Origin of the sequence: Vibrio crassostreae (genome assembly GCF_024347415.1) — a bacterium.
Classification (GTDB): Bacteria; Pseudomonadota; Gammaproteobacteria; order Enterobacterales; family Vibrionaceae; genus Vibrio; species Vibrio crassostreae.
On sequence record NZ_AP025476.1, the window covers coordinates 422515 to 447303 of the forward strand.

A 24789-nucleotide genomic window follows, 5' to 3' on the forward strand; every position below is an offset into this window, starting at 1 on the left:
GAAATTTCATTTTAGTTCATTCAAAACGTCACTTAACTGTCATTTGTTGAGCATAACTTGAGCCTTAACTGAATAAGGATTGTTAAGGAGATCGTATGCGTACAATCGAACCTATTGTCCGCTGGGATGTGGCATTTTCTGTTTTCTGTTTAAACAACCGCTATGGCGGGCAACATGCAACGCTCAGTAAAGCGGTGTCTCATACTGGAGATGGACACCTTTACGTGTTAATTGCATTGATTGCTTTGTTGGCTGATAGCAGTACTGGCCGAGATTTTCTATTGGTCGGTTTAACCGCCTTTGCCATCGAGTTGCCTATCTACTGGCTCGCGAAAAATACCCTCAAACGCCGCAGACCGGCAGAGTTCTCTTCACTGCTTTATTCCCACATTGTGCCATCCGATAAATACAGCCTGCCATCTGGGCATTCCGCGGCGGCTTTTGTTATGGCGACGCTAATCGGACATTTCTATCCGAGCTTATATCTCTTTAGTTTGTTTTGGGCAACTGCGATTGCTGGCTCTCGAATCTTACTTGGTGTGCACTTTTTAACAGACGTACTGATTGGCGCAGCCTTGGGCATTGCTTGTACTAGCCTTGCTATCAGCTTCATCCTGTAATTATTTTGTTGGCAACCACTGCCGAGCTTAAGTGGCAAACTTAAAGGAACATGCATGAAAATCTTATATGGTGTACAAGGCACAGGAAATGGGCACATCGCTCGAGCGAGAGCAATGGCTGTCGCGTTTCGTCAGCAAAATATCGATGTTGATTTTCTCTTTTCAGGCCGAGAAGCAAGCAAATACTTTTCGATGGAAGCGTTTGGCAACTATCAGACCCGCAGCGGCTTAACTTTTTACAGCGAGCAAGGGCAGGTTAAATACGGCAAAACATTCATGAAGAACAACATCTGGCGATTTCTCAGTGAGATTAACCAGATCGATCTGACACCATATGATTTAGTGCTTAACGACTTTGAACCCGTGACCGCTTGGGCAGCTAAAAGACAGGGCGTACCTTGCATAGGGATAAGCCACCAGAATGCGTTTCGTTATGATGTACCCAAAGAAGGGGGTAATTGGATTGAACATTCAGTGATTCAACATTTCGCCCCAACCGCGCACTCAATTGGGTTGCACTGGTATCACTTTGAACAGCCGATACTTCCACCTATTGTTCATACGCCTATCGCTCCCACGCTAGTTGGTGAGCAACAAACCAAAACAGCACAAGACTTTACGTTGGTCTATTTGCCATTTGAGGCTCTTGAGTCGATCTCAGAGCTGCTGATGAAGTTCATTTCGCACAATTTTGTCTGTTACCACCCAGATGTTATTGAGCATAGCCGAGTCGAAAATATTGAGTTCAAACCACTCAGTCATGCGGGCTTCCAATTCGACCTTAATCAGTGCTCAGGTGTAGTCGCAAATGGCGGCTTTGAATTGCCGTCTGAAGCTTTAACCTTAGGGAAGAAATTGCTTCTCAAACCACTTGAAGGGCAGTTCGAACAACAGAGCAATGTGGCGACGCTAGAGGCTCTTGGATTAGCTCAGACCATGACCTTTTTAGATGCAGCTATCTTGCGTGCTTGGCTCAGTGAAAAACAGGTTGAAGTGGTCACCTATCCAGACGTGGCAAGTGCACTCGTTGAGTGGGTATTAGCGGGAAATTGGTCTAATCAAGATGACTTAAGAAAGCAACTTTGGGACAAGGTAGACTTTCCAAGTTATGCATCGCTCACCTAACTCATAAGTGTTATTTCTGAATCAGCTGGTCAACTAATTCATCGGTTCAATAAATTGTAACAATTGTAACCAAAAGATAGAACAGCTAAATAAGTCGAAATCAAACTCATAAGTTAAGCTTTTTATATTTTTTTATAACTCTATAAATTACTGATTTTTAGAAGTTATTTAATCATTAAGGTAAAATAAAATTATTCTTTATCAATCTTGTTGGTAGCTCGAGATGTATTGGTTAATAGTAATGTCAATCCGAAAAACATCGGTCTGATAAATATAAGAATTAGTGGTTATCTATTCTCATACCATTACCAATTTAACGCTGTCGAACCGACAAGAGGCAACTTGAATGTTAGATAAAAAAGACGCAATGAGTGCTATTGCAAGCTACAGAATGGAAAGCACACTTCGTGGAGTCGACTTAAATCTTTTGACTGTATTTGATGCAGTTATGCAAGAGCAAAACATTACACGTGCAGCTCACAATCTGGGTATGTCTCAGCCTGCTGTAAGTAACGCTGTTGCTCGTCTAAAAGTGATGTTTAACGACGAACTATTCATGCGTCAAGGTCGTGGTATTCAACCGACTCAACGTGCTCGTCAGTTGTTTGGTCCAATCCGCCAAGCGCTACAATTAGTACGCAACGAACTACCAAGTTCTGTGTTCTCTCCAGAGTCGTCTTCTCGCCTGTTCAAACTTGCGATTTGCAGCCCTTGTGACATGCGTTTTGCTCCTAAGATTATGTCGACAATCAACGACCAAGCACCTAGCGTTAAACTGCACATGGATGCTGAATTCGATCGTCAACTTTCTGAGCGTATGCGTTACCAAGAAATCGACTTCGTTATTGATTACGCTCGTTTTGATGAGCAAGGCTTCTCAAGCACTGAAATCTTCCAAGACGAGTTAGTTGTGGTTGCTTCTGCTTCTCACCCACGCATCAACGGTGAAGTTTCTGCGGCAGAGCTGCTTAACGAAAAGCACGCAAAACTGTCTCGCATCCATGGTCAACGTAGCTTCTCTGAGCAAGCTTACCGTGACCTAGATTGCACGCCTTTCTACGAAGGTACGAGCTTGAGCAACGTTCTTTACGTTGTAGGCCAATCTGAACTAGTAACAATTGCTCCTCGTTGGATGGTTGAACATGCTGCAAACAAAGAGCAGCTTCAGATTCTAGATTTCCCATTCGATAATGCGGCGATTTCTGGCTTCCTAAGCTGGCACGAATCAAGTGAAAAGGATAAAGGACACATTTGGTTACGAGATCAGTTAATGATGATCTGTGGCGAAGTAGTGGCACTTAACTAGACACTAATCCCTATGATTTATAAGCCCTAAGCTAGGAGTCTGGCTTGGGGCTTTTTTATGCGCGCTATTTTAGTGGATAGAAAACTTAGCGTTAGACGTACTATTACTGATAACTTTGAGCTTCATCAGTTGCCTTTTCCATGATCAGAGGTACACTTGTGCGCTCAAAAAAGCTTACAGGTGTAAGCCAAAGGTAAAGAGATGGCCAATTTAGATTTTCATATCGTAAAAAGACTTCGTGACCAAATTGCCCAAGGCGGCAACCGTACAGCTTTGAAGCACAAAGTAGACAATGTATGGCAAGGCATTAGCTGGGAACAGTTTGGACAACAAATCGATACGCTTTCATTAGCACTGTTGGCTCAAGGACTGAGAGTTCAGGATAAGATCGGTATCTATTCGAACAATATGCCTCAATGGACCGTGGCAGATTTTGCATCTTTACAAGCACGTCTTGTGACTGTGCCGATTTATCCAACCAACACAGCAGCTCAGTCTTCTTACATCATCCAAAATGCAGATGTGAAGATCTTATTCGTTGGTGAGCAAGTTCAATTCGATGCGGCGGTTAGCCTGTTTGAAGAGTGCGAGCAGCTAGAAGTGGTTGTAGCTATGTCTGATGACATCGACCTACAAGGACACAGCTTTGCCGTATCTTGGAATGACTTCATGTCGCGTGGCGTTGAAGCACAACAAGCTGAACTTGACGTGCGTCTTGCTGATGCAAGCATGGACGACCTACTGACTCTTATCTATACCTCTGGTACCACGGGTCAGCCAAAAGGCGTAATGCTTGATTACACCAATATTGGCTACCAGTTAGAAGGCCACGATGAGCGCCTTAGCTTAAGCAAAGACGATGTCTCATTGTGTTTCCTACCGTTATCACACGTATTTGAGCGTGCTTGGACGTTCTACGTTCTCTATAAAGGCGCAACCAACTGCTACCTGCAAGATACGATGCAAGTGCGTGATGCGCTAAGCGATGTGAAACCTACCGTAATGTGTGCGGTTCCACGTTTCTATGAGAAGATCTTCTCAGCTATTCACGAGAAGGTATCTAAAGCGCCGTTTATCCGTAAAGTGCTATTTACTTGGGCGGTGAACATGGGAGCGAAGCTTTCAGTTTGTCACCAGGAAGGCCGTACTCCATCGTTAATGCTGAAGAAGAGCCATGCACTAGCCGATAAGCTTGTGCTGTCTAAACTGCGAGCTTTGCTAGGTGGTAACATCAACTTCATGCCATGTGGTGGCGCGAAGCTAGATGAGACGATTGGTCGCTTCTTCCATGCTATCGGTGTCAACGTAAAACTTGGCTATGGGATGACAGAAACTACAGCAACAGTATCTTGCTGGGATGACCGCTGTTTTAATCCTGATTCGATTGGTATGTCGATGCCGGGTGCTGAAGTGAAGATTGGTGCGAAGGACGAGATTCTTGTACGTGGTCCAATGGTGATGCGTGGCTATTACAAGATGCCAGAAGAGACGGCTAAGACGTTTGACGAGCACGGCTTCCTGAAAACTGGTGATGCGGGTCATTTTGATGAAAATGGTAACCTGTTCATTACTGATCGTATCAAAGAGTTGATGAAAACCTCTGGTGGTAAGTACATTGCACCGCAAGTGGTTGAAGGAGCGATTGGTAAAGATCACTTTATCGAACAGATTGCTGTTATTGCTGATACACGCAAATTCGTTTCTGCGCTGATTGTACCTTGTTATGACTCGCTAGAAGAGTACGCCAAAGAGCTTAATATCAAGTATCACGATCGCGTTGAGCTTGTTAAGCATCACCAAATCGTTGAGATGCTAGAAAAGCGTGTCAATGACCTACAGCAAGAGCTGGCTAAGTTTGAACAAGTGAAGAAATTCAAACTGCTACCGAAAGCATTTTCGATGGATGATGGTGAACTGACACCAACTCAGAAATTGCGTCGTAAAGTTATCAACGATAAGTATCAAGACGAAATCGAAGAAATGTACAACGAACAGCCTAAAGATAAGTAGTTTTCTGCTTAGATAAATTTTCAGTTGTTTAAAAATCCCCCTACGAATGTGATTGCATTTTTAGGGGGATTTTTTGTATCTAATGACACAGCACTATGTGCGAAAGCGCACACCAACAGGCTCGCTGTTTATCGATAAATAGCGATCTATCGAAATATTAAGTGCTTTTTTTTGCTAGTGTACTAGTTTTTAAAACTAGTTGTTAAGGTTGGTTTGGGTTTTATTTGATGCTTTGAGCTAATAGTTAGTTTTTTGGCACAGTTGACGAATAACAGGTGTTAGACCAGATGATAATAAAGCGTTAAAGTTGTTTCGTATTACTGTTTGTTGTTATCACGACAGACAGCCATAGCCGAAAAAGTGGAAGTATTTCGAATTAGGCTACGAATAAGCCCTAGACTATGAAAAACCAGCCCAACATGTTCACCAAATATGATTGGAAACTGGTGAGGAGAGCAATATGACAACAAAACCTGAAACAGCAATGTTATCCGGCGCTGAGATGGTGGTGCAGTCTCTAATTGAAGAGGGTGTAGAACAAATTTTTGGTTACCCAGGTGGTTCTGTACTTGATATCTACGATGCGCTGCATGCTAAAACTAATGAAATTAAACACGTATTAGTACGACACGAACAAGCCGCTACCCACATGGCAGATGGCTACACTCGTTCTACCGGTAAACCGGGTGTAGTACTTGTGTGTTCTGGTCCAGGTGCGACCAATACCGTTACTGGTATTGCAACAGCCTACATGGACTCAATTCCAATGATTGTTATTTCTGGTAACGTACCAAATAACCTTATTGGTAACGACGCCTTCCAAGAGTGTGACATCGTGGGTGTATCCCGCCCGATCGTTAAACACAGCTTCTTAGTTAAGAAAGCGGAAGATATCCCTGAAGTCGTTAAAAAAGCATTCTATATTTCAACGACAGGACGTCCTGGTCCTGTGGTTATTGATCTGCCAAAAGATATCTTAAACCCACAAATCAAACTTCCTTATGAATACCCAGAAACGATCAAAATGCGTTCGTATAACCCAACGGTTACGGGTCATAAAGGTCAAATCAAAAAGGCACTAAAAGCCCTTCTTGAAGCGAAGAAGCCGGTACTTTATGTCGGTGGTGGTGCGGTTATTTCTGAGGCAGATAAGCCGCTGTTAAAATTAGCAGAGGCACTGAATTTACCCGTGGTAAGTACCCTAATGGGGCTTGGCGCTTTCCCTGGCACCCATAAGAACTCTTTGGGCATGTTGGGTATGCATGGTTTGTATGAAGCCAATATGGCAATGCACAATGCGGACTTGATCTTTGGTATTGGCGTGCGTTTTGATGACCGAACGACCAATAACCTAGATAAGTACTGTCCTGATGCGAAGATCATGCACATTGATATCGACCCATCTTCGATCTCTAAGAACGTAAAAGTGGATCTACCGATTGTAGGTTCTGCTGAAAAAGTTCTAGAGAGTATGGTCAACCTGCTCGTTGAGCAAGGCGGCACCAATGATGTAGAAGCAATGGAAAGCTGGTGGAGTGAAATCAAGGTGTGGCAAGATCGTGATTGCCTAGCTTATGAAAAATCTTCAGAGTGCATCAAACCACAACAAGTTATTGAAACACTTCATAAAGTAACTAATGGTGATGCTTACGTTGCTTCGGATGTAGGTCAGCACCAAATGTTTGCAGCATTGTACTACCCGTTTAACAAGCCACGTCGTTGGATTAACTCTGGTGGTCTAGGCACGATGGGCTTTGGTCTGCCTGCTGGTATGGGCGTTAAGTTTGCAAAACCAGACGAAGAAGTGGTTGTAGTAACCGGTGACGGCAGTATTCAAATGAATATCCAAGAGCTGTCGACTGCACTGCAATACAATATTCCCGTTAAGATTATTAACCTTAACAACCGTTTCCTAGGCATGGTAAAACAGTGGCAAGACATTGTTTATCAAGGTCGTTACTCTAACTCATATATGGACTCTGTTCCTGATTTTGCTGCTATTGCTGAGGCTTATGGCCACGTTGGTATGCGTATTTCATCTCCGGATGAACTGGAATCAGGTTTGGAAAAAGCACTAGCGATGAAAGACCGTTTGGTATTTGTCGATATTAGTGTGGATGACACCGAGCACGTATACCCAATGCAAATCAAAGGCGAGGGTATGGATAACATGTGGCTAAGCAAAACGGAGAGAACATAATATGAGACACATTATTTCACTACTAATGGAAAACCAACCGGGTGCGCTTTCTCGTGTAGTTGGCTTGTTTTCTCAGCGTGGCTACAACATCGAGTCTTTGAACGTATCGCCAACCGATGATCCGACGCTGTCTCGTCTTAATGTAACCACTAACTCGAGCGAAATGCAGCTTGAGCAGATCCAGAAACAGCTGCATAAGCTAATCGACGTACTAAAAGTGCAAGAAGTGTCTGAGCTTGAGCACATTGAACGTGAGCTGTTGATGGTTAAAGTTCGCGCGAGCGGCTTTGCTCGCGCAGAAGTGAAGCGCACAGCAGATATCTTCCGTGGTCAGATTGTTGATGTAACGGCTTCGCAATATACGGTTCAAATGGCGGGTACGAGCGAGAAACTGGATGCATTCATTCAGGCGCTGTCTGAAGTAACAGAAGTGCTTGAAGTGGCTCGAAGTGGTGTTGTTGGTATCGCACGAGGCGAACGTGCGTTGAAAGCCTAGACGATAAGTCTTTAAAAAATATATTTAAAGCCGCTTTTTTAAGCGGCTTTTATTTTGTTAATTTTTTAGAGTGCTATAATCCTGCGCTGCACTTCCATTCATCTGAGTTAGCAATGCGAAATAAAAAATCAATAATTACATTGCTTATTATCTCTATCATATTGTCTTCTGCAGTATGCCTGTATTATTTGCAGCGTTACAAAGAAGTAAAACAAGAGAGCTTTGACTACTCAGCTAAGCAGGCTGTCCATCAGCTAGTGTATGCCAAGCGAGATTATGATCTTCTCAAGACTCAGTTAGTTTCGGTAATGGAGCTACTCAGTCATAGCCAGAGTTTGGTTAACTTTGCTTCTTCTCCCTCAGACCAAACTAAATATCTACTTGAAGAGGTCTGGCAATCTGTTCTCGTGAACCAGAAGTGGTATACACAAATCCACCTGTTAGATATCACAGGTAAAGAGCTGGTGCGCGTTAACTATTCCTCTGATACCGGTAGGGTGACGTTACCCCAGCAACTGCAAGATAGGTCGGATTCTAACTACTTCCAATACGCTCAAAAACTAGAAGCCGAACAGATTGGCGGCTGGGGGATTGAGCTTGAAACGGAGCATGGTGAAGTCACCTTTCCTTACTCGCCAGTAATCCGTGTATTTACCCCGGTAGAAACCCCTGACAAAAGAGTGGGCTATCTAGTCATTAATCTCGATGTATGGGGCTTATCGTCGCGTCTTAGCTTTTCACCTGATAACGACCTTAGATCTGAAGTTGTCAATGAAGCGGGTTATTTCATCGCGAGTAACAACAGCGATAAGTTGTTCGGAGACGCTATTCCTGAAAGAAAGGGTTACAACCTGAAAAATATCGCGCCAAAGACGTGGGATGCGATCTCCAATGAGCAGGTGGGGTACGTTTTTGAAGGTGACAACTTGTTTGCCTTTAACACGGTTATGCTTGCGAACAGTCAAAAGGTCCATTTGCTGATTCAACTTAATCAGAAGCAACTGATGGAGCGGGCTGAGCGTGACCTGAATGATTTGGCCTACGAAGAGGTCATTGTTTTGATTACGGTGCTGATTTTCGCCTTCCCATTTGCTTACTTGGTGACGCACTATCGACGCCGAAGCCTTGAGAGTAAATTGGCGCGCGCCGCATTGAATGGCATGTCGGCAGTGATGATCTCTGACAAGCAGCACCGCACAATGATGATCAACAACGAATTTGAGAACATGACTGGGTACTGCAAAAAACAAGTTATCGGTCAGAATGCCCTGCAGTTGTTGCTTGAGAATACCGACCAAGTACTCTCAAGTTCGGCTATCTGGAGTCATTTAGAGCAAGAAGAAGTATGGGAAGGGGAAGTTCAGTGTAAGAACAAACTGCGTATTCCTTTTACAGCGATCATGCGAGTGCATGTGGTCAAAAACAATTCGGGTAAAGTCAGCTATTACATCACCTCGTTGGTGGATATTTCGGTAAGGAAGGAGCTTGAAGTACGTTTGAGGATCTTAAGTGAACGTGACTCTTTGAGTAATCTTTGGAATAGACGAAAGTTCGAAGAGCAGCTCGCGTATTATTCTCGCTTGGTTGAGCGTTACCCTAATGAATCTACGACTTGTTTAGCTTTAGTCGATATCGATAACTTCAAGCGAATCAACGACGAACTTGGTCATGACGAAGGCGACCGAGTGATAGCAAGTGTCGCTAAGCTTCTGCAAGATAGCCTTCGCGGGACTGACTTTGTTGCACGTGTCGGAGGAGAAGAGTTTGCACTGTTGATGCCACACACGTCTCTGCCAGAAGCAAAGCGCGTATTGGATCGCTTGCGAATAGAGATTGAACTGGCAGCCGGAACTAAGGTAACGGTGAGTGTTGGCTTTACTGATTTAACAAGTAACAGTACTCGCTCATACAAGTGTGCCGATGTTGCGCTTTACGAATCTAAATCGTCTGGTCGTAATACGGTCTCTATGTGTCCTAGCTACGATGATGTCGCTTAGATTCGCTTAGATTCGCTTAGATTCGCTTCTATCTAATCCTTTCTTCTCTTTGCTTCACCTCTTCAAGCTGGCCCCGACTCACTTTATCTCTCCCCCTTTTTATAGGAATCTCACTTTTGAGCGACCTATGTCACAAAATCTATACAGTTAGACTAAAGTCTAATGCCGATGAAAATTTGAGCTAAAATGAACAATAAGTAAACTACTTTGCTTCAGATTACATCGTGTTAAACGATGTAATAAATAGAGTGTTTACCAGATGTAAAAGGATGACACCGTTAACTTAATTCAACTGATTAGCTAGCCTTTTCAATGATTTGAAAGGCAGCAGTAGAATTAGGTTAGCTGGAGCAAGAGTTTGGGGATCATACAGTCTGGTTAAAAGAGGCGTGGTATGTTTGTCGATTTTTTAGTGAGGTTAACCATAGGCACATTAGCCATTCTTGGCTTTCAATTGAGTGCTTTGTATTTTTTACCTATGGTTGTGCTACTCAATACTCATCACAAAGAGTTTTTTGGGTGGTAGTTCAGTCGTAATACTGGAAACAAAAAACGGAGCCATTGGGCTCCGTTTTTATTTGGTTAGAAGCTACTTTAGCGTTATGCCGCTTCGATAACTTCTTCAATTCGTTTCATTGAACCTAGCAGGTGTTGATCAAGCAGTTCAGTCGCTTGTTCTACATTCTTAGACAGTACTAGTTTCATGATCATTTCGTGTTCATCAATATTGAACAGATCATCTGATGCGCTTTCTGCAGACATAGCGAGGAAGCGGTAACGTTTCACTTGGTTGATCAGGTCATCAAAGAACTTAAACATGTTTTCTGAATCAGCGCCTTCAAGTAACGCAACGTGGAATTGTTGGTGGCGCTCTTCCCATTCAACACAATCAAACTCTTCAGATACGTACTGTACTCGTGACAGTTTATGGTAAGACGTTAGTACATCCAGTTCCCAGCTCTCATCACCCGCTGAAATCGCCTTTTTTAGTAGAACAGAAGAGACAACACGAAGGCTTTCGTATAGGTCATTCAATTCTTTCTTTGATACAGGAGATACCCAGCAGCCTTTTTGTGGCTCTAGTTTTACGTATTTGCTCCAAGATAACTGTACCAAGGCTTCGCGAATAGGAGATGCGCCAACGTCGTAGCGTGCTTTTAGATCAGCAACAACGAGCTTTTGACCTGGGGTTAACTCACCATTAAGAATATCTTGGCGAATCATCTTTGATACTTTGTCAGTGAGCGTAGGACTAGACATTACAAACCTCATCTATATATGATTTCTAGTCTGCTAATCCGTCTCTTAGAAAGAGCCAATTGGAAGTTAACAGTACGTAGTTCTATTGTGATTGATAATACAGCGTACTGAAAAGTTAGGCAAGATTTTGTTTCATAAAAAAAGAGGGCCGAAGCCCTCTTTTATATTTTATGCGAATCGGTTCATTCTTATAGAACGTGAACAGATGCCGTATTTGTAGTACCAGAAGCTACTAGAGCACCAGAAACCATAACTACGATGTCGCCTTTGTTACCTAGGCCAGATTGTAGAGCGATTTCTTTACCGTTGATGTAGAACGCGTCTGTGTTCTCGATAGAGTCAACAAGAACTGGCTTAACACCTTTAGTAAGAACTAGCTGTGCAGCTGTCTTCTCGTTAGTTGTTAGAGCAAGGATGTTTGCAGTTGGGAAGTACTTACGTACTGAACGTGCAGACTTACCGCCTTCAGTTGCAACAACGATTAGAGGAGCAGCTAGCTTCTCTGCTGTGTCTACAGCGCCTTTACATACAGCTTCAGTGATGCGTAGACGTGGGCTGTCTAGACGAGAACCTAGCTCAGCTTTAAGAGCTGAATCAGTGCGGTTCGCGATTTGAGCCATGATAGTAACAGCTTCAACTGGGTACTTACCTTTAGCAGTTTCGCCAGAAAGCATTACTGCATCAGTACCATCCATGATTGCGTTCGCAACGTCACCCGCTTCTGCACGAGTTGGACGTGGGTTGCTGATCATAGAGTCAAGCATTTGAGTTGCTGTGATAACCATCTTACGTGCACGGTTACACTTCTCGATCATCATCTTCTGAGCGAAGATTACTTCTTCAGCTGGGATTTCAACACCTAGGTCACCACGAGCAACCATGATGCCATCAGAAGCTTCAAGGATTGAATCGAAGTTATCTACACCTTCTTGGTTTTCAATCTTAGAAATGATGTGGATGTTCTCGCCGCCGTTAGCGTTTAGAAGCTCACGGATTTCTTTAACGTCTTCTTCTTTACGGATGAAAGAAGCAGCAACGAAATCTACGCCTTGCTCACAACCAAACTTAAGGTCAGCTTTGTCTTTCTCAGAAAGAGCTGGAAGTTGAACAGAAACGCCAGGAAGGTTAACACCTTTGTTTTCGCCTAGAGCACCGTTGTTAAGAACTTTACACTTAACTTCAGTTTCTGTTGTTGCGATAACTTCCATTTCGATTAGGCCGTCATCAACAAGGATAGTGTTACCTGCAGTTAGGTCTTTAGCGAAACCTAGGTAAGTTACTGCTACTACGTCTTTGTTACCAACAACTGTTGCGTCAGTTGTGAAAGTGAACTCTTGACCAGCTACTAGATCTACGTCGTTACCATCTTCAAGTTTGATAGTACGGATTTCTGGACCTTTAGTATCTAGAAGGATAGCAAGTTGCTCACCTTTATTTTCCATTACTTTACGGAAGTTCGCGATACGAGTGCCGTGCTCTGCGAAATCACCGTGAGAGAAGTTAAGACGCATAACGTTCATGCCAGCATCTACTAGTTCAGTTAGCTTCTCTACAGATTCAGTTTTAGGGCCAATCGTACATACGATTTTGGTCTTTTTCATGGAAGGTACTCTCCGGTAAGTATTGTTACAATTTGAAATTTATTTAAGTTCTGAAGATTGGTCCGCTACATCAACATTTTGTGCCTGTTGTGTAAAAGCGCGGGACTTCCAATATGTCCTTCAGAGTTGTAAGTCTTTCATCAGTTTTAGTCATTTTATGACCAAAAGAATTTGATTCAATATCGGTTTTCTGTGACTTACCCCACTATATAGGCGGTAAGTTGCAAAAAAATAACAGTCAGTTTTGTAATTTTTTTTCTTTTCGGGTGCGGATTCTACCACCTAATGAGTTCAATATCACTGCTTAACAATTGTCTTAGGACAAGGTTTTATCGCTATTTATTAATTTTTTGGATCAAAATAAATGGACTAAATAGTTTCGTTGTAACTATAATATGTTTCATATCGAAACTTAGTGGCCTTTTTTAAATGTCGAAACGAAACACCCAGCTCAGAAGACATGCAATTTCTAACCTAGTGAATGAAAAAGGGGAGGTTAGTGTTGATGAATTATCCGCTAAGTTCGAAACCTCAGAGGTCACTATTAGAAAGGACTTGGCGTCTTTAGAGAAAAACGGTCAGCTTTTACGCCGTTATGGTGGTGCGATTTCGTTACCGAAAGAGGTTGTCAACGAAGAACTGGGTCAACAAGTTTCGACTCGAAAGGTTTCATTGGCAAAAGCCGCTGCAGATTTAATTCGCGACCATAACCGCATCGTGATCGATAGTGGCAGTACTACCGGTGCCCTAATTCAGCAGCTAAATGCTAAGCGTGGCTTGGTTGTGATGACCAACTCATTGCACGTCGCTAATGCGCTTAATGAGCTTGAAAGCGAGCCGACGTTATTAATGACTGGCGGCACTTGGGATACCCATTCGGACTCTTTCCAAGGCAAAGTCGCAGAGTCGGTGCTCCGCGCTTACGATTTTGACCAACTATTTATCGGGGCAGATGGTATCGACCTTGATAGAGGCACAACTACGTTTAACGAACTGGTTGGCCTGAGCAAAGTAATGGCTGAAGTGTCACGAGAAGTGATCGTGATGGTTGAGTCGGAAAAAGTGGGACGAAAGATCCCGAACTTAGAGCTGGCATGGGAACACATTGACATCTTAATTACCGATACAGACTTGGGCGACGAATCTAAAGCAAGTATCGAATCACATGATGTTCGCGTGATCCTGACTGATCCAGCGTAAAAACAAATTAAAATATTATGCATTTACCTTCCTATAATTGATCTTAATAAAGATATGGCCTTTGCTTGCTGCCAATAGGAATAAAAAAATTGATGGAGTGAAACTATGTGTGGAATTGTTGGTGCAGTAGCACAGCGTGATGTAGCTGAAATTTTAGTAGAAGGCCTTCGTCGCCTAGAATACCGTGGCTACGATTCAGCAGGTGTCGCTGTAGTCGATACTGAATCTAACCTAACTCGTGTGCGCCGCCTTGGTAAAGTACAAGAGCTAGCAGACGCAGTCGATCAGCAACATGTGATTGGCGGTACTGGTATCGCTCATACACGTTGGGCAACGCACGGTGAACCATCTGAAGCGAATGCACACCCACACATGTCTGGTGATATTGCTGTTGTACACAATGGTATTATCGAAAACCACGAAGCGCTGCGTGCTCTTCTTCAAGAGCGTGGTTATGTGTTTACTTCACAAACGGATACTGAAGTTATCGCTCACTTAGTTGAATGGGAACTTCGTACTTCAGCTTCTTTGGTTGAAGCGCTTCAAAAGACAGCGAAACAATTAGACGGTGCATACGGCACGGTGGCGGTTGATCGTAAAGATCCTAGCCGTATTGTAGTTGCTCGTTCAGGTAGCCCAATCGTTATCGGTTTTGGTGTGGGCGAGAATTTCCTAGCCTCTGACCAACTTGCACTATTAAGCGTAACTCGTCGTTTCATGTACCTAGAAGAAGGTGATGTTGCTGAGGTTACTCGTCGTGATGTAACGGTATTTGATGTAGCGGGTGAGCGTGTAGAGCGTGAAATCGTAGAATCAAACGCAGAACACGATGCTGGTGACAAAGGTCAATACCGTCACTTCATGCAGAAAGAGATCTTCGAACAGCCAACCGCGCTGATCAACACAATGGAAGGTCGTATTTCAGATACGTCTGTGATCACTAATGCTATCGGCGTTAAAGCTGAAGAGATTCTAAGCAAGGTTGAACACGTGCAGATCATCGCATGTGGCACCTCTTACAACTCAGGTATGGCTGCTCGCTACTGGTTTGAATCTCTAGCTGGCGTAAGCTGTGACGTAGAGATCGCTTCTGAGTTCCGTTACCGTGATTTCGTTGTTCGCCCGAACAGCCTTTTAGTGACTCTGTCTCAGTCTGGTGAAACGGCTGATACGCTTGCTGCACTTCGTCTTGCAAAAGAGAAGGGTTACATGTCAGCAATGACCATCTGTAACGTAGCAGGTTCTTCGCTTGTTCGTGAGTCTGATTTTGCCTTTATGACTCGCGCAGGAACGGAGATCGGTGTTGCTTCTACTAAAGCCTTCACAACACAGCTAGCGGCTATGCTGATGATGGTAACGTCAATTGGTCGTCTACAAGGTCGTATCAATGAAGAGAAAGAAGCGGAAATCGTTCAAGCACTTCACCAACTGCCTGCTGATATCGAGAAAGCATTAGCGTTTGATAAAGAGATCGAAGCACTGGCACCTGATTTTGCTGATAAGCACCACACACTGTTCTTGGGTCGTGGTGAGTTCTACCCAATCGCGATGGAAGCATCTCTTAAACTGAAAGAGATCTCTTACATCCACGCAGAAGCATACGCGGCTGGTGAGCTTAAGCACGGTCCTTTGGCTCTTATCGATGCAGATATGCCAGTTGTGGTTATTGCACCAAGTAACGACTTGCTAGAGAAGCTGAAATCAAATGTTGAAGAAGTCCGTGCTCGTGGCGGTCTGCTGTATGTATTTGCAGATGAAGCTGCTGGTTTCGAAAGCGATGAGAACATGAAGATCATCAAGATGCCTCATGTAAGTGAAGTAACTGCATCTATCTACTACACAGTACCAATGCAGCTGCTGTCTTACCATGTTGCGTTGATCAAAGGTACCGACGTTGACCAACCTCGTAACCTAGCGAAAGCTGTAACGGTTGAGTAATCGACAGCTTATCTAAGAAATAGATAATAAGAAGCCCATCCTGTGAACTGACCCCCAATAGTTGGACACCAATTATTGGGGGTCTTTTTATGTCCAAATATAGCCGAGAGCTAAAATGTATCATTGCTAAGCAATATTTAGATGGCACGTCATCTCTCTGCTTAGCAAAACAATATTCAATCTCTTCAAGACAGATACGGTATTGGGCTCAAGTCTTTGCCATCCATGGTACTGATTCATTTTTACCAACTAAGCATGCTGCCTCTGCTCAGACAAAGCGAAAAGCATTGAATTTAATGTGGACGAATGAATGGTCTCTCACGCACACTAGCGCTGTATTAAACCTCTCATCCCCTGGGATACTCTCTGTCTGGCTCAAACGATTTAATGAGCTGGGTATCAAAGGGCTCAAAATGCGCCAGAAAGGAAGACCCTCAATGAAACAGCAACCTCAACGTACCACTAAGCCTGATAATGAAATGACGCTTGAGGAGCTAAAAGAGGAGTTGGTCTACTTACGAACCGAGAATGCCGTTCTAAAAAAGTTGGAAGAGTTGGAGCAGGAAAAAAACCGTCGAACAAAGAAAAAGCGGTCATAGCTCTAACTCTTAAAGGCAAGTACCCACTAAAGCACTTACTGCACACTCTACAGCTGGCAAAAAGTGTCTTTTATTATCAGGCTCAAACGAGCAAGCGCCCAAATAGCTACGAACGTGAGCTGCGGTTGATAAAGTCAATTTATCATGAACATAAGGGTCGATACGGCTACCGCCGTATTCACTTGGAACTAAAAAATCAGGGGGTCGTGCTTAATCACAAAACGGTTCAAAGACTTATGGCTCAGCTGAACCTTAAATCGACAGTCAGGATTAAAAAGTATCGTTCATACCGAGGAGAGTCTGGAACAGCAGCTCCCAACGTGCTTGAAAGAGATTTTAGTGCGACTCAACCCGACGAAAAGTGGGTAACTGATGTCACGGAGTTCAAAGTCAAAGAGCAGAAAGTATACTTGTCTCCCATTGTCGACTTGTTTACTCAGGAAGTGGTTGCTTATAGAGTGGCCCAAAATGCCTGCTTGCCGCTTGTCACGGATATGCTGACGGAGGCTATATCAAAGCTGAAACCCAACTCAAAGCCAATTATACACAGCGATCAAGGTTGGCAATATCGCCATCGACAGTATCAGAAAAAGGTAGCGGAGAGTGGGTTAACGCAAAGCATGTCGAGAAAAGGTAACTGCTTGGATAATGCGGTTGCTGAAAACTTTTTTGCTTTACTCAAAACAGAGATGTATCACAACCAAAGCTTTGAAGATGCAGATGCTCTGATAGAGCAAATTAAAGAATACATCGAGTACTACAATACCAAACGTATAAAAGTGAAACTAAAAGGCCTGACTCCGATAGAATATCGAACTCAGGCCTTGAAAGCCGCTTAACAGAAATGTCCAACTTTACGGGGTCACTTCACTGTGATGGGCTTTTTTATGTCTGTTACTTAAAGCTGTAGCGTCATTAAGCGCTAAGTGCTTGCTCTAGGTCAGCCAAGATATCGTCAATGTGCTCGATACCTACTGAGAGGCGAATCATCTCTGGTGATACACCGGCTTGCTTTTGTTCTGCTTCGCTTAGCTGACGGTGTGTTGTAGAAGCAGGGTGGCAAGCCAGAGACTTGGCATCACCAATGTTCACTAGGCGCTTGAAGATTTGTAGCGCGTCGTAGAAGCGGACACCAGCTTCATAACCGTCCTTCAAGCCAAAAGATAGAATAGCCGATGGCTTACCCTGCATGTATTTTTCAGCAAGCGGGTAGAATTCTGAGCTAGGCAGACCAGCGTAGCTTACCCAACTGACTTTTTCGTGTTGGCTGAGGTATTCTGCCACTTTCAATGCATTCTCTGTGTGTCGCTCCATACGTAACGACAATGTCTCCAAGCCTTGCATCAACATGAAAGCATTCATTGGCGACAGTGCTGCACCTGTATTACGTAGGGGAACCGTTCTAGCTCGACCAATAAACGCAGCCTCACCAAATGCCTCGGTATAAACCACGCCATGATAAGAAGGCTCTGGCTGATTAAAAACAGGGAAGCGCTCTTTGTGCTCTGCCCATGGGAATTTTCCTGAATCGACAATCACGCCACCTAACGTTGTACCGTGACCACCCACGTATTTGGTTAGTGAGTGCACCACGATGTCAGCACCAAAATCGATAGGTTTACACAGCACAGGCGTCGCGACTGTGTTATCAACAATCACAGGCACTCCTTGTGCGTGGGCAAGTTCTGCAACACGTTCTAAGTCGATGATATTACCAGCAGGGTTACCAATACTTTCACAGTAAACCGCCTTGGTTTTTTCATCGATCAGTGCCGCTAAGCTTTCTGGTTTGTCGTCTTTAGCAAAACGAACTTCAATTCCTTGGTTTGGCAACATGTGAGCAAATAGGGTGTAAGTACCACCGTAAAGCTGAGGCGTTGAGACAATGTTGTCACCGATTTGCGCCAACGTCTGAATCGCGTAGTTGATCGCAGCACTGCCCGCACTTACCACTAAGCCTGCAATCCCCCCTTCTAAGGCTGCCATGCGTTTTTCTAACACATCATTGGTTGGATTCATTATCCGTGTGTAGATATTACCTGGCACCGCAAGGTTAAACAGGTCGGCGCCATGTTGTGCGTCATCGAATTCGTAAGCGACGGTTTGGTAAATAGGTGTGGCAACCGATTTGGTTGTTGGATCAGTTTCGTAGCCGAAGTGAATCGAGAGTGTTTCGTCTTTCATGTTTCTTCCCTGAACTATTGAATGATTTGTGTACACTCATATTGCCGATTTTTTTATAAAAGAAAAGTATGTTTAGTCACAGAGAGGCAATTGGAATTGTGTGCGGGATGATTCGTTATTGGTTAGGAAATGCAGGGCGTAAGTTGTACAGATTTAGAAAAGCAAAAAGCCAGAGCAGCATGAACTGTTCTGGCTTTTCTAATTTGGTGGCCCCTCCCAGATTTGAACTGGGGACCGAACGATTATGAGTCGTGCGCTCTAACCACTGAGCTAAGGGGCCGTAGGGCATAGATTATAGGGGAAGCGTTCAATGGTGTCTAGACACTATAAGGGGCAATTCCGCTTACATCTTAGCCACTTAAATCACACAGATAAAAAAAAGGTGAGCCAACGCTCACCTTTTCTTATTTATGCTTAAAAGCTAACCACACTTGAGTGTGCGATTACTCGTCTAGGAAGCTACGCAGAGTTTCTGAGCGGCTTGGGTGACGAAGTTTACGCAGTGCTTTTGCTTCGATCTGACGGATACGTTCACGAGTTACGTCGAACTGTTTACCAACCTCTTCAAGAGTGTGGTCAGTGTTCATGTCGATACCGAAACGCATACGCAGTACTTTAGCTTCACGAGGTGTTAGGCCTGCAAGAACGTCTTTAGTTGCACCGCGTAGGCTGGTTGCCGTTGCAGAGTCTAGAGGTAGTTCTAGCGTTGTATCCTCGATGAAATCACCTAGGTGCGAATCTTCGTCGTCACCGATCGGTGTCTCCATTGAGATTGGCTCTTTAGCGATTTTCAGTACTTTACGGATCTTGTCTTCAGGCATTTGCATGCGCTCAGCCAACTCTTCCGGAAGTGGTTCACGACCCATCTCTTGTAGCATTTGACGAGAGATACGGTTTAGTTTGTTGATCGTTTCGATCATGTGAACCGGAATACGGATAGTACGAGCTTGGTCGGCAATCGAACGAGTGATTGCTTGACGGATCCACCAAGTAGCGTAAGTAGAGAACTTGTAACCACGACGGTATTCAAACTTATCTACCGCTTTCATCAGACCGATGTTACCTTCTTGGATTAGATCCAGGAATTGTAGACCACGGTTTGTGTACTTCTTAGCAATCGAGATTACTAGACGTAAGTTCGCTTCAACCATCTCTTTCTTCGCACGACGAGCTTTCGCTTCACCGATAGACATGCGACGGCTGATATCTTTGATGCTTTGAACAGTAAGAGACGTTTCACGTTCGATCATATCCAGCTTTTGGATAGAGCGACGGATGTCGTGCTCGTTACGTTTAATCTTTTCTGCGTATGGCTTGTCTGAAGCAAGAACTTCATCCAACCATGCTTCGCTAGATTCGTTGCCAGTAAATAGAGCAATGAAAGATTTCTTCGGCATTTTGCCGTACTCAACCGTTTGACGCATGATTAGGCGTTCTTGAGTACGTACACGATCCATAGAGTTACGCAGTTCGTTTACTAGGTAATCAAACTGTTTTGGTGTTAGACGGAACTCTTTGAATACGTCTTGCATCATTGTCGTTGCAAGCATTGCTTTCGGGCTTTCATGGCCGTACTCGTTGATCGCTAGTTGACGATTCTGGTAGCTAGTACGAAGTGCTGTGAACTTCTCAAGAGCAAGCTCAGGATCGATACCTGTATCTTCTTCTTCCTCTTCCTCGTCGTCTTCTGCGTCTTCTTTGTCTTCGTCTTCCAGATCAGTTTCAGCAAGTTCTGAACCGATGTGAGTCGCCGTTGGCGCAGCTGTGCCATCGTCGTCTGGGTCAACAAAGCCATTGATTAGGTCTGTTAAGCGAATCTCTTCTGCTTGTACGCGGTCAAACTGTTCCAAGATGTATGGAATAGTGCCTGGGTACTCAGCAACCGATAGTTGAACTGTATTGATACCATCTTCAATACGCTTCGCAATGTCGATTTCGCCTTCACGAGTCAGTAGTTCAACTGTACCCATTTCACGCATGTACATACGAACTGGGTCAGTAGTACGGCCAATCTCGCTTTCTACGCTTGAAAGCGCAGCAGCTGCAGCTTCGGCTGCATCTTCATCTATATTGGCATCGTCATCATTAAGTGCTAGATCATCAGCATCAGGTGCAGTTTCAACTACCTTGATACCCATGTCGTTAATCATTTGAATGATGTCTTCTACCTGTTCAGAATCCACGATTTCTGCAGGTAGGTGGTCGTTTACTTCGGCGTAGGTCAGATAGCCTTGTTCCTTGCCTTTAATAACAAGTAATTTAAGCTGTGACTGCGGATTTTGATCCATAGATGATATCCAACTTCAGGTCTGGTGAAGGACGTTGCATTCTCAAATGCAAACCAATTATGTTAACAAATTTATTAAATGCTGACTAATCAAACAGGGTTACGCTTTTAGATCTAGCATTAAAGCTAGTAGCTCCCTTTTTTCTTCGGCTGATAAACCGACGCTTCTTGCTTTGGCCTGCAGGTTTTCAATTTGTTTTTCAACGCACTGGGCAAGTATATTGTCCAATGAGTCTAAAAATATGTCTTCTTGATTGTCTTCGTCGAGGGGGATTTCCCAGCTCGCGAGACGAGACAGAAGAGCCTCATGTTTATTGTGTCGCCAATGCTCTAATAATTGGCCTGTGTTGATATGGGGATGCGCATGGCATTTATCAAGTACTTCGACGAATAAACTTAGGCCAGGCAGCTGTAAGCCTTTGACACTTGATAAATCCGGTACCATATCAGCATAGCTCGGATTTTGGATAAGCAAAGCGATAACTTCACGCATTGGAGTGCGTTTCAGCTCTTTATGCGGTTGAGGTGTCGGGTTCTGTGTATGAACACGCGCTCGCCTCAATTGGTTATCAAATCCAGTGCGCTCATCGAGCAATTTTTCGAGCAACTCTTGGAAGTAACTGTCAGGGATTTTGTTAATCAATGCGCTAGCGTGTGCGCGCAGTGCCGATTTCCCTTCGGTTGTTCCCAAGTTTAACTTGTGTATTTCAATCAGGTTATCGAACAAATAGGTCGAAAGCGGCGTCGCATTTTGAACAAGCTGTTCGAAAGCGGCTTTGCCGTGTTCTCTTATATAGCTGTCTGGGTCTTCACCGTCGGGCAAGAACAGAAATTTAAGCGTGTTACCGGTTTTCAGGTACTCAAGGGCATTTTCTAGTGCGCGCCATGCGGCTTCTTTACCCGCTCGGTCACCATCGTAACAACAAACCACTGTGCTGGTTTGGCGGAACAACATTTGAACGTGGTCACCGGTTGTCGAGGTGCCCAGTGATGCTACTGAGTAATCAACACCATATTGCGCGAGTGCCACGACATCCATGTAACCTTCAACCACAAGTATTTGCGGCGGTTCACGGTAGGCTTGCAGCACTTCATAAAGGCCGTAAAGCTCTTTACCTTTATGGAAGATAGGCGTTTCTGGTGAGTTGAGATATTTTGGTGTGCCGTCTTCTAATACACGACCACCAAAACCAATCACACGGCCACGACGATCGCGAATCGGGAACATTACGCGTCCACGGAATCGGTCGTATCGGTTACCTTTATCGTTCTCAATTAACATACCGCCAGTCACGAGCATGTCTTGGGCTTCTTTCTGTTGGCCAAAGTTCTTACGAACTAAGTCCCACTCATCGGCCACATAACCAATGCCAAACTTCTGGACGATTTCGCCAGAAAGACCACGATTCTTTAGGTAATCAATCGCAGGTTTGTTGGCCGATATTTTCAGTTGAGAGCGGTAAAAATTACTGATGCCGCCCATCAAATCGTAGAGGTTACGTTTTTGTTCGCTGTTGGCTCTTGGTGCTGTTGATATCTCGCCGCTGCGTTGCTCTCTAGGAACATCGAGGCCTAAGAAAGAGGCAAGCTCTTCAATCGCTTCAACAAAATCGAGACGTTCGAACTCCATAATGAAGTCGATAGCATTACCGTGTACGCCACAACCAAAGCAGTGATAAAACTGTTTTTCTTGGCTTACGCTAAAAGAAGGGGTCTTTTCGTTGTGGAATGGGCAACAAGCACCATAGTTTTTGCCTTTTTTCTTAAGTTTCACGCGTGCGTCCACTATGTCGACAATGTCGAGACGCGCTAGGAGATCATCAATGAAACTACGCGGGATGTGTCCTGCCATAAAACCTTAGAAAAATGCACTAACTGAGAGTGTGGATAATAATAGTTTGAATAGGTTACAGATACAAACAAGCCGTGCGTTCCGAAGGATTGCACGGCTTGTTGCAATTTGATTTGGGATTAAGCGAGTTTAGAACGAACTAAACCACTAACTTTACCCATATCTGCACGCCCTTGAATTTGTGGTTTCAAGATAGCCATTACTTTACCCATGTCTTGCATGCCCGCTGGTTGAGCTTCGGCGATTGCGCTATCAAGTAGTGCAATAACTTCTTCATCAGTTAGCGGTTGAGGCATAAAGCCTTCAAGTACCGTAATTTCTGCTTTTTCCACGTCAGCAAGATCTTGACGATTTGCTGATTCATATTGAGCAACAGAATCGCGACGTTGCTTAACCATTTTAACTAATACAGCAAGAATGTCGTCGTCGTTCAGAGTGATCCGTTCGTCAACTTCACGTTGCTTAATTGCTGAAAGAGCTAAGCGGATAGTGCCAAGGCGCGGTTTGTCCTTGGCTTTCATCGCTAATTTTTGCTCTTCTTTGAGTTGTTCAATAAGAGCCATAACTCAGTCCTTATGGATTAAGTTATTAGTACAGGCGAACGCGACGTGCGTTTTCGCGAGCTAGCTTCTTAGCGTGACGCTTTTGAGCTGCTGCTTTAGCGCGTTTGCGAACTGTAGTTGGCTTTTCGTAGTGCTCGCGACGGCGAACTTCAGAAAGGATACCTGCTTTTTCACAAGAGCGCTTGAAACGACGTAGTGCAACGTCGAACGGTTCGTTTTCACGTACTTTAACTATTGGCATATGCCTTTCACCTCAGGGGTTATTCATTATCGCTGGCTACTCAGTACCAAATCAGAGAAGTTACCCATCGAGCTAACTCTCTATTCGCGTTTGGCCATTAACCAGCTTGATCAAAAATGGTGCGGAATTTTAATCCGATCACAGTGGCTTTGTAAAGCACTTTGTCGATTATAGTCTGTACAATATTTGTTTGAAGAGCTTAGGCAGGGTAATATTGCGCTAATTTCCCATTTTAGACGAAAGCGTGCCGAGAAAATTATGCGCATTATTGGTATTGAAACCTCTTGTGATGAAACAGGAATCGCGATTTATGATGATGAGCAAGGGCTGCTTTCTCATCAATTATATAGCCAAGTAAAGCTGCACGCCGATTACGGTGGTGTGGTACCTGAGCTAGCTTCACGTGACCACGTGAAAAAAACAATTCCTCTTATTAAAGCGGCATTAGCTGAAGCGAACCTAACGTCGAAAGACATTGATGGTGTGGCTTACACGGCTGGCCCTGGTTTAGTGGGTGCACTGCTGGTTGGTGCAACGATTGGTCGCAGTATTGCTTATGCGTGGGGAGTGCCTGCAGTGCCTGTTCACCATATGGAAGGTCACCTTCTTGCGCCAATGCTAGAAGATAACCCTCCACCATTCCCATTTGTGGCTCTGCTGGTTTCTGGCGGCCATACCATGATGGTAGAAGTGAAAGGTATTGGTGAATACCGAATCCTTGGTGAATCGATTGATGATGCAGCGGGTGAAGCGTTTGATAAAACCGCGAAACTGATGGGCTTAGATTACCCTGGTGGTCCACTGTTATCTCGTTTGGCGGAAAAAGGCACTCCGGGTCGTTTTAAGTTCCCGCGTCCAATGACCGATCGTCCGGGTCTAGATATGAGCTTTTCTGGTTTGAAGACGTTCGCAGCGAATACCATTCGCGATAACGATAATGATGACCAAACTCGCGCTGATATCGCTTATGCATTCCAAGAAGCTGTTTGTGCAACCTTAGTAATCAAGTGTAAGCGAGCCTTGGTTGAAACGGGCATGAAACGTATAGTGATTGCTGGCGGTGTAAGTGCCAACAAACAACTGCGTGTTGAGCTTGAAGCTCTTGCTAAGAAAGTCGGTGGTGAGGTGTACTACCCACGCACAGAATTCTGTACAGATAATGGTGCGATGATCGCTTATGCGGGTATGCAGCGCTTGAAGAATGGCGAAACGGCTGATTTGTCTGTTCATGCCACTCCGCGTTGGCCTATTGACCAGCTAGAGCCAATTGCGTAATTGACTATAGTGTTTCGATAAACGGTCGCCTTGTG

General features: G+C 44.2%; 19 protein-coding genes and 1 tRNA gene. 12 read left to right on the plus strand and 8 right to left on the minus strand.

The window, feature by feature from the left end:
• Window positions 1-95 precede the first annotated feature (95 nt).
• The 7 genes from OC193_RS02020 (at window position 96) to OC193_RS02050 (ending at window position 9754) form a co-directional block, all read left to right on the plus strand.
• Window positions 96-620 (plus strand): phosphatase PAP2 family protein, encoded by a 525-nt coding sequence (locus OC193_RS02020; RefSeq protein WP_048662751.1) that lies wholly within the window; start codon window positions 96-98, stop codon window positions 618-620.
• 54 nt (window positions 621-674) lie between these two features.
• Window positions 675-1745: an MJ1255/VC2487 family glycosyltransferase gene (locus OC193_RS02025; protein ID WP_048662752.1), complete on the plus strand. Its 1071-nt coding sequence runs from the start codon at window positions 675-677 to the stop codon at window positions 1743-1745.
• Window positions 1746-2091: 346 nt separating this feature from the next.
• A complete protein-coding gene (gene leuO, locus OC193_RS02030) occupies window positions 2092-3051 on the plus strand; it encodes a transcriptional regulator LeuO (RefSeq protein ID WP_019826889.1) in 960 nt (319 codons plus the stop codon).
• Between the two features lie 201 nt (window positions 3052-3252).
• Window positions 3253-5061: an AMP-dependent synthetase/ligase gene (locus OC193_RS02035; protein ID WP_048657995.1), complete on the plus strand. Its 1809-nt coding sequence runs from the start codon at window positions 3253-3255 to the stop codon at window positions 5059-5061.
• Between the two features lie 460 nt (window positions 5062-5521).
• Window positions 5522-7261 (plus strand): acetolactate synthase 3 large subunit, encoded by a 1740-nt coding sequence (locus OC193_RS02040; RefSeq protein ID WP_048657996.1) that lies wholly within the window; start codon window positions 5522-5524, stop codon window positions 7259-7261.
• Window position 7262: 1 nt separating this feature from the next.
• Window positions 7263-7757, plus strand: a complete 495-nt coding sequence (gene ilvN, locus OC193_RS02045; RefSeq protein ID WP_008219984.1) for an acetolactate synthase small subunit — start codon at window positions 7263-7265, stop codon at window positions 7755-7757.
• A 113-nt stretch (window positions 7758-7870) separates the two neighbouring features.
• Window positions 7871-9754 carry a sensor domain-containing diguanylate cyclase gene (locus OC193_RS02050; protein ID WP_048662753.1) on the plus strand — a complete coding sequence of 628 codons (1884 nt, stop codon included), beginning with the start codon at window positions 7871-7873 and terminating at the stop codon, window positions 9752-9754.
• A gap of 600 nt (window positions 9755-10354) precedes the next feature.
• Here the strand turns inward: OC193_RS02050 and OC193_RS02055 are convergent.
• Window positions 10355-10978 carry a GntR family transcriptional regulator gene (locus tag OC193_RS02055; RefSeq protein WP_048662754.1) on the minus strand — a complete coding sequence of 208 codons (624 nt, stop codon included), beginning with the start codon at window positions 10976-10978 and terminating at the stop codon, window positions 10355-10357.
• A gap of 224 nt (window positions 10979-11202) precedes the next feature.
• Window positions 11203-12615 carry a pyruvate kinase PykF gene (pykF, locus tag OC193_RS02060; protein WP_017061403.1) on the minus strand — a complete coding sequence of 471 codons (1413 nt, stop codon included), beginning with the start codon at window positions 12613-12615 and terminating at the stop codon, window positions 11203-11205.
• Window positions 12616-13044: 429 nt separating this feature from the next.
• Here pykF and OC193_RS02065 point away from each other — a divergent pair, with 429 nt between their 5' ends.
• From OC193_RS02065 to OC193_RS02080, 4 genes are all read left to right on the plus strand, one after another.
• A complete protein-coding gene (locus OC193_RS02065; protein WP_048662755.1) occupies window positions 13045-13815 on the plus strand; it encodes a DeoR/GlpR family DNA-binding transcription regulator in 771 nt (256 codons plus the stop codon).
• A 105-nt stretch (window positions 13816-13920) separates the two neighbouring features.
• The gene (gene glmS / locus OC193_RS02070; RefSeq protein WP_048662756.1) at window positions 13921-15753 is read left to right on the plus strand and encodes a glutamine--fructose-6-phosphate transaminase (isomerizing); all 1833 of its coding nucleotides are present in this window, start codon (window positions 13921-13923) and stop codon (window positions 15751-15753) included.
• An 89-nt stretch (window positions 15754-15842) separates the two neighbouring features.
• On the plus strand, window positions 15843-16352 hold the full coding sequence (locus OC193_RS02075) for a helix-turn-helix domain-containing protein (protein ID WP_048662683.1): 510 nt from the start codon (window positions 15843-15845) through the stop codon (window positions 16350-16352).
• Entirely contained in the window at window positions 16349-17191 is an 843-nt protein-coding gene (locus tag OC193_RS02080; RefSeq protein WP_123961588.1) for an IS3 family transposase, read from the plus strand. Before OC193_RS02075 ends, OC193_RS02080 begins: the two co-directional genes overlap by 4 nt.
• A 76-nt stretch (window positions 17192-17267) precedes the next feature.
• Here OC193_RS02080 and OC193_RS02085 read toward each other — a convergent pair whose 3' ends face one another.
• From OC193_RS02085 to rpsU, 6 genes are all read right to left on the minus strand, one after another.
• The gene (locus OC193_RS02085; protein WP_048657999.1) at window positions 17268-18536 is read right to left on the minus strand and encodes an O-acetylhomoserine aminocarboxypropyltransferase/cysteine synthase family protein; all 1269 of its coding nucleotides are present in this window, start codon (window positions 18534-18536) and stop codon (window positions 17268-17270) included.
• Between the two features lie 204 nt (window positions 18537-18740).
• Window positions 18741-18816: transfer RNA gene (locus OC193_RS02090), tRNA-Ile, on the minus strand.
• Between the two features lie 163 nt (window positions 18817-18979).
• Window positions 18980-20824 (minus strand): RNA polymerase sigma factor RpoD, encoded by a 1845-nt coding sequence (gene rpoD / locus OC193_RS02095; RefSeq protein WP_048614894.1) that lies wholly within the window; start codon window positions 20822-20824, stop codon window positions 18980-18982.
• Window positions 20825-20923: 99 nt separating this feature from the next.
• A complete protein-coding gene (gene dnaG, locus OC193_RS02100) occupies window positions 20924-22675 on the minus strand; it encodes a DNA primase (RefSeq protein WP_017062923.1) in 1752 nt (583 codons plus the stop codon).
• Between the two features lie 119 nt (window positions 22676-22794).
• A complete protein-coding gene (locus OC193_RS02105) occupies window positions 22795-23238 on the minus strand; it encodes a GatB/YqeY domain-containing protein (RefSeq protein WP_017069475.1) in 444 nt (147 codons plus the stop codon).
• A gap of 25 nt (window positions 23239-23263) precedes the next feature.
• A complete protein-coding gene (rpsU, locus tag OC193_RS02110) occupies window positions 23264-23479 on the minus strand; it encodes a 30S ribosomal protein S21 (protein WP_004396009.1) in 216 nt (71 codons plus the stop codon).
• A 258-nt stretch (window positions 23480-23737) separates the two neighbouring features.
• On the opposite strand from rpsU, the gene tsaD reads away from it, so the two are divergent.
• Window positions 23738-24754 (plus strand): tRNA (adenosine(37)-N6)-threonylcarbamoyltransferase complex transferase subunit TsaD, encoded by a 1017-nt coding sequence (gene tsaD, locus OC193_RS02115; RefSeq protein ID WP_017061410.1) that lies wholly within the window; start codon window positions 23738-23740, stop codon window positions 24752-24754.
• Window positions 24755-24789: the final 35 nt, after the last annotated feature.

Bases quoted from the DNA above. Each gene is read 5' to 3' on its own strand.
- OC193_RS02065 (WP_048662755.1), top strand. From the start codon at position 13,045: ATGTCGAAACGAAACACCCAGCTCAGAAGACATGCAATTTCTAACCTA.
- ilvN (WP_008219984.1), top strand. From the start codon at position 7,263: ATGAGACACATTATTTCACTACTAATGGAAAACCAACCGGGTGCGCTT.
- OC193_RS02020 (WP_048662751.1), top strand. From the start codon at position 96: ATGCGTACAATCGAACCTATTGTCCGCTGGGATGTGGCATTTTCTGTT.
- dnaG (WP_017062923.1), bottom strand. From the start codon at position 22,675: ATGGCAGGACACATCCCGCGTAGTTTCATTGATGATCTCCTAGCGCGT.
- OC193_RS02025 (WP_048662752.1), top strand. From the start codon at position 675: ATGAAAATCTTATATGGTGTACAAGGCACAGGAAATGGGCACATCGCT.
- leuO (WP_019826889.1), top strand. From the start codon at position 2,092: ATGTTAGATAAAAAAGACGCAATGAGTGCTATTGCAAGCTACAGAATG.
- pykF (WP_017061403.1), bottom strand. From the start codon at position 12,615: ATGAAAAAGACCAAAATCGTATGTACGATTGGCCCTAAAACTGAATCT.
- OC193_RS02035 (WP_048657995.1), top strand. From the start codon at position 3,253: ATGGCCAATTTAGATTTTCATATCGTAAAAAGACTTCGTGACCAAATT.
- OC193_RS02105 (WP_017069475.1), bottom strand. From the start codon at position 23,238: ATGGCTCTTATTGAACAACTCAAAGAAGAGCAAAAATTAGCGATGAAA.
- OC193_RS02040 (WP_048657996.1), top strand. From the start codon at position 5,522: ATGACAACAAAACCTGAAACAGCAATGTTATCCGGCGCTGAGATGGTG.
- tsaD (WP_017061410.1), top strand. From the start codon at position 23,738: ATGCGCATTATTGGTATTGAAACCTCTTGTGATGAAACAGGAATCGCG.
- rpoD (WP_048614894.1), bottom strand. From the start codon at position 20,824: ATGGATCAAAATCCGCAGTCACAGCTTAAATTACTTGTTATTAAAGGC.
- OC193_RS02075 (WP_048662683.1), top strand. From the start codon at position 15,843: ATGTCCAAATATAGCCGAGAGCTAAAATGTATCATTGCTAAGCAATAT.
- rpsU (WP_004396009.1), bottom strand. From the start codon at position 23,479: ATGCCAATAGTTAAAGTACGTGAAAACGAACCGTTCGACGTTGCACTA.
- OC193_RS02085 (WP_048657999.1), bottom strand. From the start codon at position 18,536: ATGAAAGACGAAACACTCTCGATTCACTTCGGCTACGAAACTGATCCA.
- OC193_RS02055 (WP_048662754.1), bottom strand. From the start codon at position 10,978: ATGATTCGCCAAGATATTCTTAATGGTGAGTTAACCCCAGGTCAAAAG.
- OC193_RS02050 (WP_048662753.1), top strand. From the start codon at position 7,871: ATGCGAAATAAAAAATCAATAATTACATTGCTTATTATCTCTATCATA.
- glmS (WP_048662756.1), top strand. From the start codon at position 13,921: ATGTGTGGAATTGTTGGTGCAGTAGCACAGCGTGATGTAGCTGAAATT.